The organism is Bartonella sp. ML69XJBT (genome assembly GCF_028618515.1).
Classification (GTDB): Bacteria; Pseudomonadota; Alphaproteobacteria; order Rhizobiales; family Rhizobiaceae; genus Bartonella.
In genome coordinates this window covers 83,178-98,849 of record NZ_JAQITB010000006.1, presented here as the reverse complement: position 1 = coordinate 98,849, position 15,672 = coordinate 83,178, and the positions used below count along the sequence as shown (strand labels likewise).

Below are 15,672 nucleotides of genomic sequence, written 5' to 3'. Positions count from 1 at the left end.
GAGAGTTCCATCATTTAAAACTCACTATACACCATATTCATTAAAAGATTTTCGCATCATAAGACATAACGTTTTGAATTTCATAACTGTTGTGATGATATGTTTGTATAATGACTGCCTATCATTTACTAAATTTTTAGTAAGCGCTTTAAAAGCGATTTTGTCTTTTTATACACCCTTAATGAATTACACTTATAAGCTTATAAAAATTTTAAACGATTATTTTCCTTTTAAGGATTCGCTCAAAAAAGAGCAAAACTCATACCATTCTCTAAACGCATGCGATTTTTGAATGATAAAAACGTATCATAAAATTTATGAACTGTTATGAATGATAACTGCTTTTCATTTCATTTGAATGCACATATGCGTTATAATATTTACATCATGATTTGCTTTTTATGGTCTATTCATACATGGCAATTGTTTATAAAAAATGGTCAAATGAATCACGTATAAAAATGTGGATTCTTAAGTGGATTCATATAAAATAATTGCACGCAACATATTGACTTTATTGTGTTTTTTATGATAATATCTTGAATGACCGATTAAAGAAAAATGGGCATTCCCACTTTTATCAGTAATTAAATCAAATGCTTTGAAAAAAGATTTTGTAATTTCTGTACCAGAATCCGTAACACTTACTGTATGGTTCCCTTCTCCTTATCTCAATGATAAGATGATCACCGTAGCTCTCTGCAAAATTAACATTCAAACTGAAATGTATACTGCCAGAAAGATTACCAATATAAAGCAAAGAATAATATGGGTGAGACTGCTGAGAATCATGAGAATCAGAAGTGAAAACAACTCTCCCATTACTACTTAACTTCTGAATGTGAGAACTTGAACCATCAATTTTAGTAGCAATGGAATATAATTGAGACTCTTTTCCCTTTAATATAATTTCTTCTGCATTCGTTTGCTGCCCATTATCTCCAGCATAAAGGTAGAGCTTTCCAGAACCATTAACCTTTATTTTTCCTTCTAATGTTGCCCCAGCATATACCAATGCATTTGCTTCGCTGTTAATCGTCAGAGTTTCTACACGTCCACCGGCATAGACTCTTTGAAGAGCTCCTTTTTCCAAGGTAACTGTGTTTGCCCTACCTCCCGCGAAAACATTCTGCACTCCAGCTGCATAAACCACAGTATCTACCGCTAAGCCCCCTTCATCTCCAAGCCATTTACTGAGATTTTGCTCCCCTCCACTCATAACATTTGTGAAGAAAGCTGCTCCATCACTATATACATTCTGTTGCCCCGATGTTTCACCTTCACCATAAATTTCAGAATTATAAGCATAGCTCCCATCTCCTACAACAATTTGTTCACCACCATGAACTTTAACCTTCTCTGTTTGTCCTCGATGCTCAACGCTTTGTAACCCATATTGACCAATAAAAGTGCCTTTTGAAACCTTTCCGTTCTTAACAATCTCAACTTTACCATTTTCAATTGTAAGATTCTCACTGGCGAGCTTCTCGCTCATTTCTCCTAACTGCTCACTTACACTTACTGATGTTAATGATTTCTCTCCTAGTGCCGTTACTTCTTCAGCATGTGCAATTTTTACAAGCAAACTACCAGCCATTAATGCCCAAAAACTTATCCTTAATTTGCATTGCATTCTTCACACCCCATAATTTCAAATAAAAAAATTCGCATATTTGGAAAAAAGTGCATAATAAAAACAACACGATGTACCTGCTCAATCTCATATTCTTCAAGGCAACAAATCATCCTCTACAAAGCATTCAGCGTACTCAACTCTGCCTCATAGAACACCCCAGTGTGTGTTTTAAAACTTACACACAACCAAAAGATAAAATTGTTTCTTTATACAATTTAAAAGTGTTCTAATTGCATCAATAAAAGGATTTCTTGAATATTTTTGAGATAAGAAACATTGATCTCAAAAATCAGATGGATTCTTGAAATAAACTAAAACAGTGTCTGTATTTTAAAGTAAACAGTAATAGGATATTAAGAGACTAAATTATTTATAGAAATAGATTTCCATATTCTATGACATTTAAAAGGTGTCTTTAATTGTCTTCAATTTGGATACACTTACAGGACAATTATCTATGCTTTTCATACTATAATCACTGTTCTAATATACGGAAGCATAATAATATCGACTCGACACTGATTTGAAATTTCTATAATTATAAGGGGTTAGTTCCATAATTTGATTTGTCATATACTGAAAGGGACATTCTATTCATGTCTATAAACTCAGAAATACAAAGTACAAGCAAAAGAAATTCTCCTCGTCGAATTTTATTTGCCAGCCTTATTGGCCCAACAATTGAATTCTTTGATTTTTATGTCTTTGCAACTGCCGCAGCTCTTATATTTCCCCATGTATTTTTTCCAACGCAAAATGACCAACTTGCCATTTTGCAATCTTTTCTGATCTTTGGAGCAGCTTTTTTTTCACGCCCTTTTGGATCAATTGTTTTTGGACATTTTGGAGATAAAATTGGACGAAAAGCAACACTTATTGCCTCTCTTCTTACGATGGGTGTGTCAACCGTTATTATTGGTTTTCTTCCCACTTATGAAACAGCTGGTTGGTGGGCTCCCTTTTTCTTAACCCTGTGCCGTATTGGGCAAGGAATGGGATTGGGAGGTGAATGGGGAGGAGCCGTTTTGCTTGCAACAGAAAATGCTCCTCCAGAAAAACGTGGATGGTATGCTATGTTTCCTCAATTGGGCGTTCCAATCGGTTTGTTCTTATCTATTGTTGTTTATTTAGGTCTGTTGCACTTTCTTGATCACGATGAACTCTTAGCGTGGGGATGGCGCATTCCCTTTATTGCCTCAATCATTTTCATGATTGTGGGACTGTGGGTTCGTCTTTCAATCAATGAAACCGTTCAATTCAAGAAAGCTCTTCAAAGTAAAGAACGTGTCAAAGTTCCTATCATTGATGTCTTTTTAAAATGTCCACGAATCCTATTTCTTGGAATATTTTCTGGTATGGCAACATTTGTTTTGTTCTATTTGGTCACAGCATATTTATTAAGTTACTCAACAAATCACCTGAAACTGCCATATCATCAGGCTCTTCAAGTAGAAGTGATTGGTGCTATTTTCTGTGGAATTTTTACCGTTATAACTGGAAAGCTTGCTGATCGCATTAAGCGTAGAACTTTGATGATTTTGGTCACAATCATTACCGGTATCTATTCTTTCGCAATTCCTTATTTTCTAAATTCTGGAATTATAGGAGTCCTTATAATGTCTGTCATTGGCTTATCTATCATGGGAATGGTTTACAGTCCTCTTGGTGCTGTTTTGGCTTCGCCATATCCAACAACAATCCGATATACGGGGGCTTCTGTAACATTCAATTTATCTGGTATCGTAGGAGCATCTCTTGCACCTTATATTGCAGAATATCTAGTGCAACATTTTGATACTTCTTATATCGGTTATTATTTGCTTCTCGCTTCTTTTATTTCACTGCTTTGCTTTGTAGGATTTACCGAAGATGAAATCTCTAACTAGAATGCAATGAAAAAGAATAAAATAAGTGCTGGCGGTAGAAATGCCGCCAGTTTTATATTCCAAGACATCGGTTGTGGTATACTCAACCACAATATTCCAGCAAACAGTGCACTCAAAAAAAAGAATAAAATATCTGCAATATTGCCAATATAAGTAACAGAAAACATTCGCGATAGAATATGTGTTGTTCCCAACCATGAAACGCAAAAAAAAGCCAACATAACAGCCCATAAAACAAGCAAAATTCGATCAATAATCATCATCATTGCTATTTAATCTTTTTTTATTATAATCTACATTTTTAGTATTCTTAAAAGAAAAGTCACAATAAAAACTCAATGCTTTTTCCTGATTCTTCCGTGATAAGGAGTGTGAAAGTTGTGATTCTTATCAGTCCTATAAAAATCAAAATAACAGGCGTGACACACATCAAATCTGTTTTTCCCAACCGCGATCTTCATTCTGTTGCCAATACGTTAAATTATGGTTTTCCATTTTATATTTTTTCCACTGTGCCCGAACAAGATTCAACTGTTCATCATTGTTGCCATCAAATATCACTACAAGCCGTTGATAAGAATCAATATCTGAGCAACTTGCTCCTTCTATGAGAAAGCGTATCTTTGAATCATTCGGATTTTCTTGCCCTGTGGTAAGAAATACAGGTTGTAAATTTTGGTATTGATCACACTCAGTGCCATGCCCAATAAATGCTTCATCAGCATAAACCCATAAACGCATATCCATAGCATCGCGTAGCTCTTTACTCACACATTGTATTGTGACCTTACTAAAACGAGCCAGTGCACGCTCCACAAGTGTTGGCAAAATATCCCCAAGCGTTGACTGCGTCAAATGATAGAATAAAATATCCACCCTGCTTAGCCCTCATCACTCTTTATAAAAAGTTAACATTTTTGGGGGTGAGAATCCTCTATCATCTCCAGCACTGAAGAAACTGGCTAAAAACATAACATTTCCTCTTCTTTTGATTGTATGTATTACTTGTTTTTTCATATGTGTTAAAGACAAATCGCCGGTTCTTAAGGGCACTAAAAGGTTTATTTTAGCTTTGTTCTCTCACTTCCCTATAGCCTATCCTTGAAAACAAAATATAATGTATCACACAACGGATTGAAATTATCCTATTATTTTACTCTATCTATTTGGTAAAAATACACAGGAAACATAAGAATATTTTAAATTTTGGTTATATTTTTCATTCAAGGCAGTGTAGAATACTTCTTTCTAGTTTGAAACTGAGGGTACTATCCCATTTATGCGTATTATTGAGTTTTACATCCTGAAACGTGTTTTGATCTTGTTTAGTGCTGTCATGATTGCAGCAATTAGTATTAGCTGGACAGTGCAAATTCTTGCACGAATAAATTTTCTTACAACAAGTAGGCAAACACTTCTAACAGTCCTGCAATTTTCATTTTCATTGGTTCCTTCTGTTATTTTTCTTGTCATTCCATTTGCATTACTGATTGCAATTACGACCACTCTTTCAGCAATGAATCAAGATTCAGAGCTTGCGATCATTAGCGCTTCTGGTTTTCCCAAAAGCACTATTTGGAAACCAATTCTTCTTCTCGCTATTGTTGCATCATGTGTCTCCTTTTCTATAGCCAATTTTGTTGTTCCTCAAGCACGTCTTAATATGCGACAAATGCTAGCGAGTGCCCATGTCGATCTTATTAACCTTTTTATTAGTGAAGGTAGCTTCCAAAAACTTGCCAATAATCTTTACATCGAAATTGGTGAACGCAATCCAAATGGGACGCTTGAACGACTTTTCATTGCCGACCAGCGTGATCCCAAAACCGATCTTTTTTATTATGCAACAAATGCATCAATTGTGAGTCATAAAAGTGGCAATTTTCTCATCCTTCATAATGGCGAAATAGAAAGGATTAATCATCAAAATGATAGCGTCTCAATTGTTCAATTCAGCTCGTATATCTTTAGCTTGAGTGAATTCATTCCCAATGATAAAATACCCACACTTTACCCGAAAGATCGTCCTCTTTCTTATTTACTAAGTCCTGATCCGAAAGATCCCTACTATCAACGGAAACCACTCCAATATAAAGCTGAATTTCATCGCAGACTTACAGAATGGTTCTATCCAATTATTTTTTCACTCATTGCCTTAGCAGCAGCAGGAGATACACGCTCATATCGACAAGCTCGTAACTTTGCCAACTTCTCTGCCATTACCATCTCATTACTCGTATATTGGATAGGATATTTTTTTGCAGAAAAAGCAAAGAGTGATCTTGCATACATTCCTCTTCTTTATATTACCCCCGTAGGAATAAGTGCTTTCGTTTTTTTTATGCTTTTGACAAATCATACAATTGGTATTCCCACAAAACTTCATGAGATTATTCAAATTGTTTTTCAAAAATTGGTCAAAAAAATTGTACATCAAAAGTCTCAATATCCCTCGGATGAGGTATCATGATTGGGTGGACGCTTGGACGATATTTCTTTATACGTTATTTTAAAATAACTTGTTATTTTTTTGGGGGTATTTTTATTCTTGCCCTTTTGATCGATTTTACAGAAAACTCTGGTCGATTATCTCATCTTTCCCATTATACGGCAAAAGATACTTTTTTCATCTCTGTTTTACGCATTCCTTTTATCATGCAGCAACTCATTCCCTTTATTGCACTGTTTTCTGCAATGGTTATGCTGATTTCACTTAATCGAAAACTTGAACTTGTTGTGACACGCTCAATTGGCGTTTCTGCATGGCAATTTCTCATGCCTACTTGCTTGGGTGCTTTTCTTTTTGGATTATTTTCAATTCTTTTTATTAATCCTCTTGCCGCATGGGGATTTTCTCAAGCAGAAAAAATGATGACTGAGTGGCGTAGTAATAATGTCTTAACATCTTCTTTTCAAAACACCCGTATCCCATGGTTAACACAACAAACAACTTCAGGTAGAACAACCATTGGTGCTAAATCTATTACTGATCAAGGACTTTCTCTCATTGAAGCAACCTTTGTGCAATACAATGATGATGCAACAGTCAAAAATTGGATTAACACAAGAAAAGCAACGTTGATGAACGATTCTTGGCTTTTAACAAACGGAACAATCTATAAAATAGGACATCCTCCTGAAAAATTTACGACATTTCAAATAAAAACTAATCTAAAACCTGAATTTTTAACTGAACGTTTAGTGAATCCAGCGACTATCCCATTTTATCAATTGCCAAAAAAAATTATGATCGCACGTTCATTCGGCTATTCTGCCAATAATTTTGATATGTATTTACAATCTTTGATTGCATTACCTGCTCTTCTTGTGGCAATGACTCTTATTGCAGCAACTGTGTCTTTAAACTTCACGCGATTTGGACAATCTGGAATGTTGATTCTTGGTGGCGTACTCGCCGGTTTCGTGCTTTATGTTATTTCTGTACTCGTTCAAGCTTTTGGTAACGCTGGATATATTCCACCAATTATTGCAGCTTGGACACCAGTTGTTATTGCATTATTTTTGGGAATCTCCTTTTTACTCCATAAAGAGGATGGCTAAGTGAAAGCATTGATAAGTAAAAGAATGATTCTGACAAAATTAACTGCACTTATCTTTAAAAGTGTTATGTGCTGTGTTTTAGCTATATCTTTATCCTATTCTGTAAACGCCAAAAGCCCGACTCTTCTTACTCAAAATCGTATCCAAAATCCGATCAGTCCTCTCTTGCTCTCTGCAGATGAACTTATCTACAACCGTGATGAAAACACTGTTTCTGCACAAGGCAATGTCCAAATCGAATATGATGGCAACAAAGTTATCGCTAAAAAAGTTACTTACAATCAAAAAACAGGACGAATCATAGCGCAAGGGAATGTTGAAGTTATTCAAAAAGATGGAAACAAAATTTATTCCAACCAAATTGATATGACTAAAGATCTCGGCGAAGGTTTCGTAAATGCCTTGCGTATTGATACGGCCAACAATGTCCATTTTGCAGCGGCAAGTGCTACACGCCGCAACAATCAGATAACAGTCTTTGATAACGCTTCTTATACAGCCTGTGAACCCTGTTCTTATAAACCAGATAAAGAAGTCTTGTGGAAAATTAAAGCAAGAAAGATCATCTGGAATAACATTACTAAAAAAATTCGATTTGAAAATAGCCACTTTGAAGTTTTTGGTGTACCGATCCTACAATTTCCAACTTTTGAGATTCATGATCCAACAGTGAAACGTGCTAGCGGTTTCCTTGTTCCTCATCTTTTCTATGCTGATTATCTCGGCATGGGTATAAAAAATTCTTACTTTTGGAATCTTGCACCTCATTATGATTTAACACTCTCTTCTACCCTCTATACTCAACAAGGGCTTTTAACTGAAGGTGAATGGCGTCAACGTTTGAAAACAGGCAGTTATAACATTCGCTTCGCGCATATATATCAGATGAAACCCCATCATTTTGACAGTGATACGATTGATGCACAACATAAAAATCGTTATATGCTAGCCACAAAGGGAGATTTTCGTATTAATTCACACTGGACCTATGGGTGGGATATTCTTGCACAGTCTGATAGACATTTTAGTCGTGCTTATAAACTTGAAAACTATAACAATCCTACACAACTTTCTCAGCTTTATTTGAATGGCCTTGCAGGTAAAAACTATTTTGATATGCGTTTTTACCATTTTAAAGTTCAAGATTTGATATTGAATAATCCTCATGAACGTCATTCTCGGCAAGCGTGGGTTCTTCCCCGTATTGATTACTTCTTCACACCAGATGAACCAATTTATAATGGGGAACTCACATTTCATAGCAACATGCAATCAATTTATCGTCGTCATACTGACTTTACTGCTACTGACTGGAACGGAAAACCTCTCAACGCTGCTAGACTTTCTGGTATCGCTGGAAATAGTTTTCGTTTAACAAACGAGCTAGAGTGGAAGAGGCGCTTTAACATGCAGAGTGGGCTTATCTTAACCCCTCTTCTTGCTTTACGAGCTGATATCATTACAACAAATGCGCACGAAAATGATACTGCTTATAGAACAAATGACTTCTCATCCACTCTTCATCGTTCAGCATTTCGTGGTATGGCAACTGCTGGTCTAGAATTACGCTATCCCTTACTCATTACATTAGAAAACTCCACACATATTATAGAGCCAACTGCACAAATTTTTATCCGCAATAATGAGCGATATATCGGACAGCTCCCTAATGAAGATGCGCAAAGCTTTATATTTGATGCAACGACCCTCTTTCAACGTGATAAATTTTCTGGTTACGACCGTGTAGAAGGAGGAACACGAGCCAATATAGGTTTAAGATACTCCGGCAATTTTAACAATAATTGGTCTCTTTATGGTCTTGTTGGACAATCCTTTCATCTTGCAGGAAAAAATTCTTTTGCAGAAAAGGATTTTGTTAACGTAGGAATTCATTCTAGCTTAGAGGCAACCCGTTCAGACTATGTCGCAATGTTTGGAGCAAACCATAAAAGTGGTTTTTCCCTAGAAACTCGTGGACGTTTTGATAAAAAAACAGGAAAAATCCGCCGTAGTGAAATTGAAGCATCACAGAAATGGCGGAATTTTTGGGCGGCTGTACAATATGCCTATATTGCGAATCAACCCGATTACGAATATCCACAAGAACGTCAAGAAATTTCTTTTCAAACGGGCATTAAACTGGCTAACTATTGGTCTATTAACAGCAATGCCGGTTATGATTTAGTATCGGGAATATTCATAAAACGAGGAATCAGCTTAAACTATACAGATGAATGTTTTGGACTTACATTTGGTTATCAGCAGATAACTGACCCAGGGAAGAAGACACCTTTGCAAAACTTTAATTTCTCTCTTTCATTGCGTACAATTGCAGATATCGGAAAAAAGATAAACTCAAATTTATAAAGAGAATGTATAGATCATTTAACTTATCATTGTTTTTATGAAAAAAAACGTATATTTAAAGTAATTGATAAGGATTAATAAATAATGCGAAAGCCTACTTACATGAATAAATTCAAAAAGCGCATTCTTGCTTTATTGTGTATTGCACCTTTGAGTGTCAGCAACCTCATAATAAGTGAATTTTTAATTTCACCAGTCTTCGCACAGACTGCCATTGTCGTTACAGTCAATGGTAATCCTATCACAAATTACGATATTCAAAGACGTATTGCTTTTCTTAGATTGCAACAAAAGCAAGGCAATCTTGCTGGGCAAGCCAAAAATGAACTTATCAATGAGACCCTCAAAAACATCGAAATCAAGCGCCGGAATATTGAAGTAAGCAATGAAGAGGTGGATAAAGCTTTTGAAAATTTTGCAATGCAAAATAATATGGCTATTGATCAACTCAATCAGATTTTGATTCAAAATGATATCACAGTACAACACTTTAAAGATTATATCCGTGGACAAATAGGATGGGGTCGTCTTGTTCATGCACGTTATCAAGCTGAAACGGGTATGATTAGCGAACAGGAAGCCGTACGCAGAATATTGAAAAATGGTGGTGTAAAACCTTCAACCAATGAATATACACTACAACGAATTATTTTTGTCATTCCTGCACACCGCCGTTCAGAAATTTTTGAAAGACGCCAAAGAGAAGCCAATAATTTTCGCGCACATTTCCGTGGATGCGCAAATTCTCAAAATCAAGCAAGAGGCATTTTAGATGTCACTATCCGCCACTTGGGAAAATTTCTCGAACCCCAGCTTCCAAGTGCGTGGGAACAGGCTATCCTTGCAACACCTGCTGGAAAAATGACAAAATTTCAAGAAACATCTGATGGAATTGAAGCACTGGCTGTCTGTAAAATAAAAAGAGTCTCTGACGATTACGTAGCACGGCTGATATTTTCCATTCAAGATAATAAGAAAAAAAGCCCACAGCAACTTGAAAAGTTAAGCGAAAAATATTTAGACGAATTGCGTCAGGTAGCGCGTATTCAAAACTCATAATGGCTGTCCTTGTTGTTAGCGGTGGTGATCCTGCCGGAATTGGTCCTGAAATAGCACTAAAAGCGTGGAATTTGCGTTTTACACGTCAAATTCCTCCTTTTGTTTTGCTTGCTGATCCAGATATTATCCGTTCGCGTGCCCGTTTTTTACAGATGGATGTTGTGATAGAAACTGTTGTAACAGATAATCCTGGAAAAAACTTTTACGCTGCTCTTCCTGTAATACCATTGGAAAATCGACAAAGTGATCAACGAGGTTTCCCCTCTCCTAACAATGCTGCTGGAGTGATTGAGGCTATTAAACGCAGTGTTCAATTGATTCAAAGTGGATATGCTTCTGCACTGGTTACTTGTCCTATTGCTAAAAAAAATCTTTACGATGCCGGATTTGAATTTCCTGGTCATACAGAGTTTTTAGCCGATTTGGCTCATCAAGCCTCCAATAAATGTTATCATCCGGTTATGATGTTAGCAGGACCCCGATTAAAAACCGTACCTATTACTGTTCATGTCCCATTCAAAGAAGTTTCTTCACAACTTACTGATCATTTGATCGTTCAAACCGCACTCATTACAGAATATGACTTAAAAAAGAAATTTAAAATCACTTCTCCTCGTTTCGCTGTTGCTGGACTTAATCCTCATGCCGGAGAAGGAGGGGCTATGGGAAAAGAAGATCTTGAAATTATTACTCCAGCTATTGAAACTCTTAAAAAGAAAGGACTCAATATTGTAGGTCCATTGCCTGCCGATACAATGTTCCATGAATGTGCAAGAAAAACATATGATGTTGCCCTTTGCATGTATCATGACCAAGCCCTTATTCCTGTTAAGACATTAGACTTTGATACCACTGTTAATGTCACATTAGGACTACCTTTTATTCGTACTTCTCCAGATCACGGAACTGCTTTTGATATTGCTGATCAAGGAATAGCTTCTCCGACAAGTTTTATTGCTGCCCTTAAACTTGCAAATCAACTTGCAGAAAATAGTTTGATAGCATGCCAATAGATCATTTACCTCCTCTGCGTAAAGTCATTGAAATCTATGGATTACAAGCTCTTAAGTCCTTGGGACAAAACTTTCTTTTTGATCTTAATTTAACATCCAAAATTGCTCATCAAGCAGGTAATTTAGAAGGAAAACCTGTTATTGAAGTGGGACCTGGTCCTGGAGGTTTGACACGTGCCTTGCTTGCACAGGGAGCCATAGTAACAGCGATAGAGCGTGATGAGCGTTGTATACCGGCTCTTTTAGAGATAGAAAAGTACTATCCACAAAAACTAAAAGTTCTTTGTAATGATGCATTGAAGCAAAATTTCTCAATACTTTTTAAAACATCTCTCGAAAAACCACGCATTATTGCAAATCTTCCTTATAATATTGGAACGCAACTTTTATTAAATTGGCTATTGACTGAACCATGGCCTCCTTTTTATGAATCAATGACATTGATGTTTCAGCGTGAAGTGGCAAAACGCATTACTGCTCAGCCTCAATCCGACCACTATGGACGTCTTAGTGTCTTAACTGGTTGGCGGACCACTGCTAAAATTGCTTTTGATGTTCCTCCTCAAGCCTTTACACCAGCTCCCAAAGTAACTTCTTCCGTTGTTCATATTATTCCGCGCGCACACCCCCTCAACTGCTCTGCCCAAAAATTAAGTTTTGTTACAAAAATTGCTTTTGGACAAAGACGAAAAATGCTTCGTCAAAATTTTAAAACTCTTGGAGGTGAAAAGCTTTTAGAAAAAGCTGGTATCGACGGGACACGCCGTGCTGAAACGCTTTCAATTGCTGAATTTGTAACTTTAGCGCATTTGGTAACCTAAAAAACATACCTTTTTGCTTCTTACTTCTTTTCAAAATGATCAAAGCGTTCGTCAATCTTTTCAGCAATAAGCCCATTAACAAAAGACTCAAGAAAAGAACAGCGCTCACGTTTTACTGTTTCAGCGAAATAAATCGCTTTAATAAGTGATAAAGACTGATTTAAATCCTGATTAATGACAACATAATCGTAAGAACGCCAATGTTGCATTTCCGTCCGTGCATTTTTTAAGCGTAAATTGATAATATCTTGGCTATCTTCTGCTCGACGATGTAAACGTGAAATAAGCTCTTTCATAGATGGTGGAAGAATAAAAACAGATACGGTATCATTTGGCAACTTTTTTTGAAGCTGTTCTGTGCCTTGATAATCGATATCAAATAACATGTCTCTGCCAGCACTCAAAACATTTTCAACACTTTCACGTAAAGTTCCATAATAATTTCCATGGACTTCTGCCCATTCAATAAATTCATCACCATCGCGCTTGCGTTCAAACTCTTTCTTTGAAATAAAATGATAATGAAGACCATCCACTTCACTAGGACGTCTTTTCCGTGTTGTCATACTTACGGAGAGCTCTAATTGTCTATCTTTTAAAAGTAACCGAGAGAGAGTTGATTTACCTGCTCCTGAGGGTGAAGAGAGAATCAATAAAAAACCACGACGCTGGTTGTTTTTTTTAGCACGCGATCCATCCCCAAAATCTGTCATCATACTGTTCTACTTTTCTTCAAAACTTCAATAATAGGTTTTCTATAGAGTTTTTTCAAATCAATGTGTTGCCTTGAATGCACGCCACTTGCGAACATTCATATTATGCTCCTCTAAAGTTCTAGAAAAAACATGTCCTCCTGAACCATCAGCAACAAAATAGAGTGCATCACTGCTTGGGGGATGTGCCACGGCTTTTAAAGAATCTCGACCTGGATTGGCAATAGCTGTTGGCGGTAAACCATCAGTTTTATACGTATTATATGGTGTCTCTTTCTCCAGATCTGAACGGTAAATTGCACGACCTGATGGCATGCCTTTCCCACCAAAGAGACCATAAATTACTGTTGGATCAGATTGAAGACGCATATGTTTTGCAAGACGATTATAAAATACCGCAGCAATCTTAGGTCTTTCTGCTGCAATTCCTGTCTCTTTTTCAACAATTGATGCCAATATAACAAATTCATCGATAGATTTTATGGGTAAATCAGGTGAGCGCGTAGCCCATATAGCATGAATTAATTTTGTCTGTCCTTCGCGCAATCTGTTTATAATTTCTTTACGCGTTGTTCCACGAATAAAACGAACAGTATCCGTCATTAAACTGCCTTCTGGAGGCAAAACTTTTGGAAGATCACCAATTAAAACTTCATTAGCTTCTAATCGATCAAAAACTTGTTGAACCGTCAAACCTTCTGGCACCGTAAAGGTATATTCAATAGATTTGCCCTTCACAAGAATATCCATAATATCCTGCATTGAAGCATGAGCTGGAATTAAATATTCACCAGCCTTAAGATGTGTTGTTTTTTGATGATAACCAACCCCGTAAACAAAAACATCAGCTGATCGAATGAGACCTTGTTTTTCAAGGAGTGAAGAAATCTCACGAATCCCTGTTCCAGGAGAAATAAGAACAACTTGCTCTTCCTTCGATATTCCCTTTCCTTCAAAAATACTTTTTCCAATATAAAGAGGAATACTTATGGCTAAAATAATAACCACAATAAACATCAAAAAAAAATGACCGAGAATAACCAATGGATTACGTACGACAAATGACTTCTTTTGTTTTTTATGTGCTAACATGTCATTATTATCTATTCTATATTATCTATTCTATGATTTGAAAAGGAATCATTTATGTCCTGTGGTGGTTTGTTGTTTTTCACTTCGGACACAATTCTTACCCTCAACAAGTTTTAAGTATTACAGTTATAATTTTTCACTTAAACTTTTATAATTTTACAATAAAGTAGAAAACTCATAAATAGAAAAAATGTAACTTATTCTTCCCCAAAGCGCCGCATCACTAAAGAGGCATTTGTTCCACCAAAGCCGAAGGAATTAGAAAGAATCGTATTAATCTTTCGTTCACGTGGTTTATGTGGAACAAGATCAATTTTCGTTTCAATTGATGGATTATCAAGATTAAGGGTCGCTGGAGCTATATTATCACGTATAGCTAAAACACAAAAAATAGCCTCAGCAGCACCAGCAGCACCAAGTAAATGCCCCACAGATGATTTTGTTGATGACATGGATACTTGTGGCGCATAATGCCCCAAAACACGTTCAACAGCGGCCAACTCTATGGTATCTGCCATCGTTGAAGTTCCATGAGCATTAATGTAATCAAGTTCGCTCACATTTACCTGTGCACGCTTTAGAGCAGCTATCATACTACGCTGTGCACCCTCACCACTTTCTGAGGGAGCAGTGATATGATAGGCATCGCCAGATAAACCATAGCCAATAACCTCGGCATAAATACGAGCACCACGCTTTTTCGCATGTTCAAGTTCTTCTAAAGCAACAACTGCGGCTCCCTCACCCATCACAAAACCATCGCGATCAGCATCATAAGGACGTGATGCGCGCTCAGGATCGTCGTTACGACAAGTGGAAAGAGCTCTACAAGCAGAAAAACCAGCGAGAGATATCCGATTGATCGGAGATTCAGTGCCTCCTGCAACCATGACGTCTGCATCACCAAACGCAATCAGACGTGCAGCATCACCAATGGCATGCGCACCTGTCGAACAAGCCGTTACAACAGAATGATTAGGACCGCGTAAACCATACTTAATCGACACATAGCCAGAAGCAAGATTAATCAAACGTCCTGGAATAAAAAAAGGAGAAACGCGTCGAGGACCTTTATCACGAAGTGTATAACCAGCCTCAACAATCCCTTCAATGCCGCCAATCCCCGAACCAATTAATACACCTGTGCTAATCTGATCCTCATCACTCTTGGGAAACCACTCAGCATCTGAAAGTGCTTGACCAGCAGCAGCCATTGCATAAACAATAAATGCATCAACTTTACGCTGTTCCTTGGGATCCATATATAAATCAGCATTATATGTACCATCTGTTCCATCACCTAAAGGAATACGAGCAGCAATCTGACATGGTAAATCGGATACATCAAACTCCGTAATACGCCGAACACCACTTTTTCCTTCAAGAAGGCGTTTCCAGCTATATTCGACATCACCAGCTAATGGAGATACTAGCCCTAAACCAGTAATAACAACACGTCTCATAACTTTTAACCTTGAATTGAGATCACCTCTCAAAGCTCTATTTTCAAAATAGCTAAAAAAT

General features: G+C 36.9%; 12 protein-coding genes and 1 pseudogene. 7 read left to right on the top strand and 6 right to left on the bottom strand.

Annotation, left to right across the window (positions count from 1 at the left end):
* Positions 1 to 592 precede the first annotated feature (592 nt).
* The gene (locus tag PVV68_RS03595) at positions 593 to 1,633 is read right to left on the bottom strand and encodes a hypothetical protein (protein WP_273720580.1); all 1,041 of its coding nucleotides are present in this window, start codon (positions 1,631 to 1,633) and stop codon (positions 593 to 595) included.
* A gap of 599 nt (positions 1,634 to 2,232) precedes the next feature.
* Here PVV68_RS03595 and PVV68_RS03590 point away from each other — a divergent pair.
* Positions 2,233 to 3,522 (top strand): MFS transporter, encoded by a 1,290-nt coding sequence (locus tag PVV68_RS03590; RefSeq protein ID WP_273720579.1) that lies wholly within the window; start codon positions 2,233 to 2,235, stop codon positions 3,520 to 3,522.
* On the opposite strand, the gene PVV68_RS03585 is transcribed toward PVV68_RS03590, so the two are convergent.
* Together PVV68_RS03585 and PVV68_RS03580 are read right to left on the bottom strand one after the other, a co-directional pair.
* Entirely contained in the window at positions 3,519 to 3,782 is a 264-nt protein-coding gene (locus PVV68_RS03585; RefSeq protein ID WP_273720585.1) for a hypothetical protein, read from the bottom strand. The two genes, PVV68_RS03590 and PVV68_RS03585, sit on opposite strands and share 4 nt — an antisense overlap.
* Positions 3,783 to 3,951: 169 nt before the next feature.
* Positions 3,952 to 4,398 carry a DNA polymerase III subunit chi gene (locus tag PVV68_RS03580; RefSeq protein ID WP_273720578.1) on the bottom strand — a complete coding sequence of 149 codons (447 nt, stop codon included), beginning with the start codon at positions 4,396 to 4,398 and terminating at the stop codon, positions 3,952 to 3,954.
* 403 nt (positions 4,399 to 4,801) lie between these two features.
* Between PVV68_RS03580 and lptF the strand changes: the two genes are divergently transcribed.
* From lptF to rsmA, 6 genes are all read left to right on the top strand, one after another.
* Positions 4,802 to 5,992: an LPS export ABC transporter permease LptF gene (lptF, locus tag PVV68_RS03575; RefSeq protein WP_273720577.1), complete on the top strand. Its 1,191-nt coding sequence runs from the start codon at positions 4,802 to 4,804 to the stop codon at positions 5,990 to 5,992.
* The gene (lptG, locus tag PVV68_RS03570) at positions 5,989 to 7,083 is read left to right on the top strand and encodes an LPS export ABC transporter permease LptG (protein ID WP_273720576.1); all 1,095 of its coding nucleotides are present in this window, start codon (positions 5,989 to 5,991) and stop codon (positions 7,081 to 7,083) included. Before lptF ends, lptG begins: the two co-directional genes overlap by 4 nt.
* Positions 7,084 to 9,450 carry an LPS-assembly protein LptD gene (locus PVV68_RS03565; protein WP_273720575.1) on the top strand — a complete coding sequence of 789 codons (2,367 nt, stop codon included), beginning with the start codon at positions 7,084 to 7,086 and terminating at the stop codon, positions 9,448 to 9,450. It begins immediately after the preceding gene.
* Between the two features lie 102 nt (positions 9,451 to 9,552).
* Complete coding sequence (locus PVV68_RS03560; RefSeq protein ID WP_273720584.1) at positions 9,553 to 10,509, top strand: peptidylprolyl isomerase; 957 nt, start codon at positions 9,553 to 9,555, stop codon at positions 10,507 to 10,509.
* On the top strand, positions 10,509 to 11,522 hold the full coding sequence (gene pdxA / locus PVV68_RS03555; protein ID WP_273720574.1) for a 4-hydroxythreonine-4-phosphate dehydrogenase PdxA: 1,014 nt from the start codon (positions 10,509 to 10,511) through the stop codon (positions 11,520 to 11,522). Before PVV68_RS03560 ends, pdxA begins: the two co-directional genes overlap by 1 nt.
* Complete coding sequence (gene rsmA, locus PVV68_RS03550) at positions 11,513 to 12,343, top strand: 16S rRNA (adenine(1518)-N(6)/adenine(1519)-N(6))-dimethyltransferase RsmA (RefSeq protein WP_273720573.1); 831 nt, start codon at positions 11,513 to 11,515, stop codon at positions 12,341 to 12,343. Before pdxA ends, rsmA begins: the two co-directional genes overlap by 10 nt.
* A gap of 20 nt (positions 12,344 to 12,363) precedes the next feature.
* Here rsmA and gmk read toward each other — a convergent pair whose 3' ends face one another.
* The 3 genes and pseudogenes from gmk to fabF form a co-directional block, all read right to left on the bottom strand.
* Complete coding sequence (gene gmk, locus PVV68_RS03545; RefSeq protein WP_404978432.1) at positions 12,364 to 13,056, bottom strand: guanylate kinase; 693 nt, start codon at positions 13,054 to 13,056, stop codon at positions 12,364 to 12,366.
* A 60-nt stretch (positions 13,057 to 13,116) separates the two neighbouring features.
* Positions 13,117 to 14,240: pseudogene (mltG, locus tag PVV68_RS03540) on the bottom strand (endolytic transglycosylase MltG).
* A gap of 105 nt (positions 14,241 to 14,345) precedes the next feature.
* Positions 14,346 to 15,611 (bottom strand): beta-ketoacyl-ACP synthase II, encoded by a 1,266-nt coding sequence (gene fabF / locus PVV68_RS03535; protein ID WP_273720570.1) that lies wholly within the window; start codon positions 15,609 to 15,611, stop codon positions 14,346 to 14,348.
* Between the last annotated feature and the right edge of the window lie 61 nt (positions 15,612 to 15,672).

Coding starts and splice junctions, on each gene's coding strand:
- gmk (WP_404978432.1), bottom strand. CDS start 13,056: ATGACAGATTTTGGGGATGGATCGCGTGCTAAAAAAAACAACCAGCGT.
- PVV68_RS03595 (WP_273720580.1), bottom strand. CDS start 1,633: ATGCAATGCAAATTAAGGATAAGTTTTTGGGCATTAATGGCTGGTAGT.
- PVV68_RS03585 (WP_273720585.1), bottom strand. CDS start 3,782: ATGATTATTGATCGAATTTTGCTTGTTTTATGGGCTGTTATGTTGGCT.
- fabF (WP_273720570.1), bottom strand. CDS start 15,611: ATGAGACGTGTTGTTATTACTGGTTTAGGGCTAGTATCTCCATTAGCT.
- rsmA (WP_273720573.1), top strand. CDS start 11,513: ATGCCAATAGATCATTTACCTCCTCTGCGTAAAGTCATTGAAATCTAT.
- lptF (WP_273720577.1), top strand. CDS start 4,802: ATGCGTATTATTGAGTTTTACATCCTGAAACGTGTTTTGATCTTGTTT.
- PVV68_RS03560 (WP_273720584.1), top strand. CDS start 9,553: ATGAATAAATTCAAAAAGCGCATTCTTGCTTTATTGTGTATTGCACCT.
- pdxA (WP_273720574.1), top strand. CDS start 10,509: ATGGCTGTCCTTGTTGTTAGCGGTGGTGATCCTGCCGGAATTGGTCCT.
- PVV68_RS03590 (WP_273720579.1), top strand. CDS start 2,233: ATGTCTATAAACTCAGAAATACAAAGTACAAGCAAAAGAAATTCTCCT.
- lptG (WP_273720576.1), top strand. CDS start 5,989: ATGATTGGGTGGACGCTTGGACGATATTTCTTTATACGTTATTTTAAA.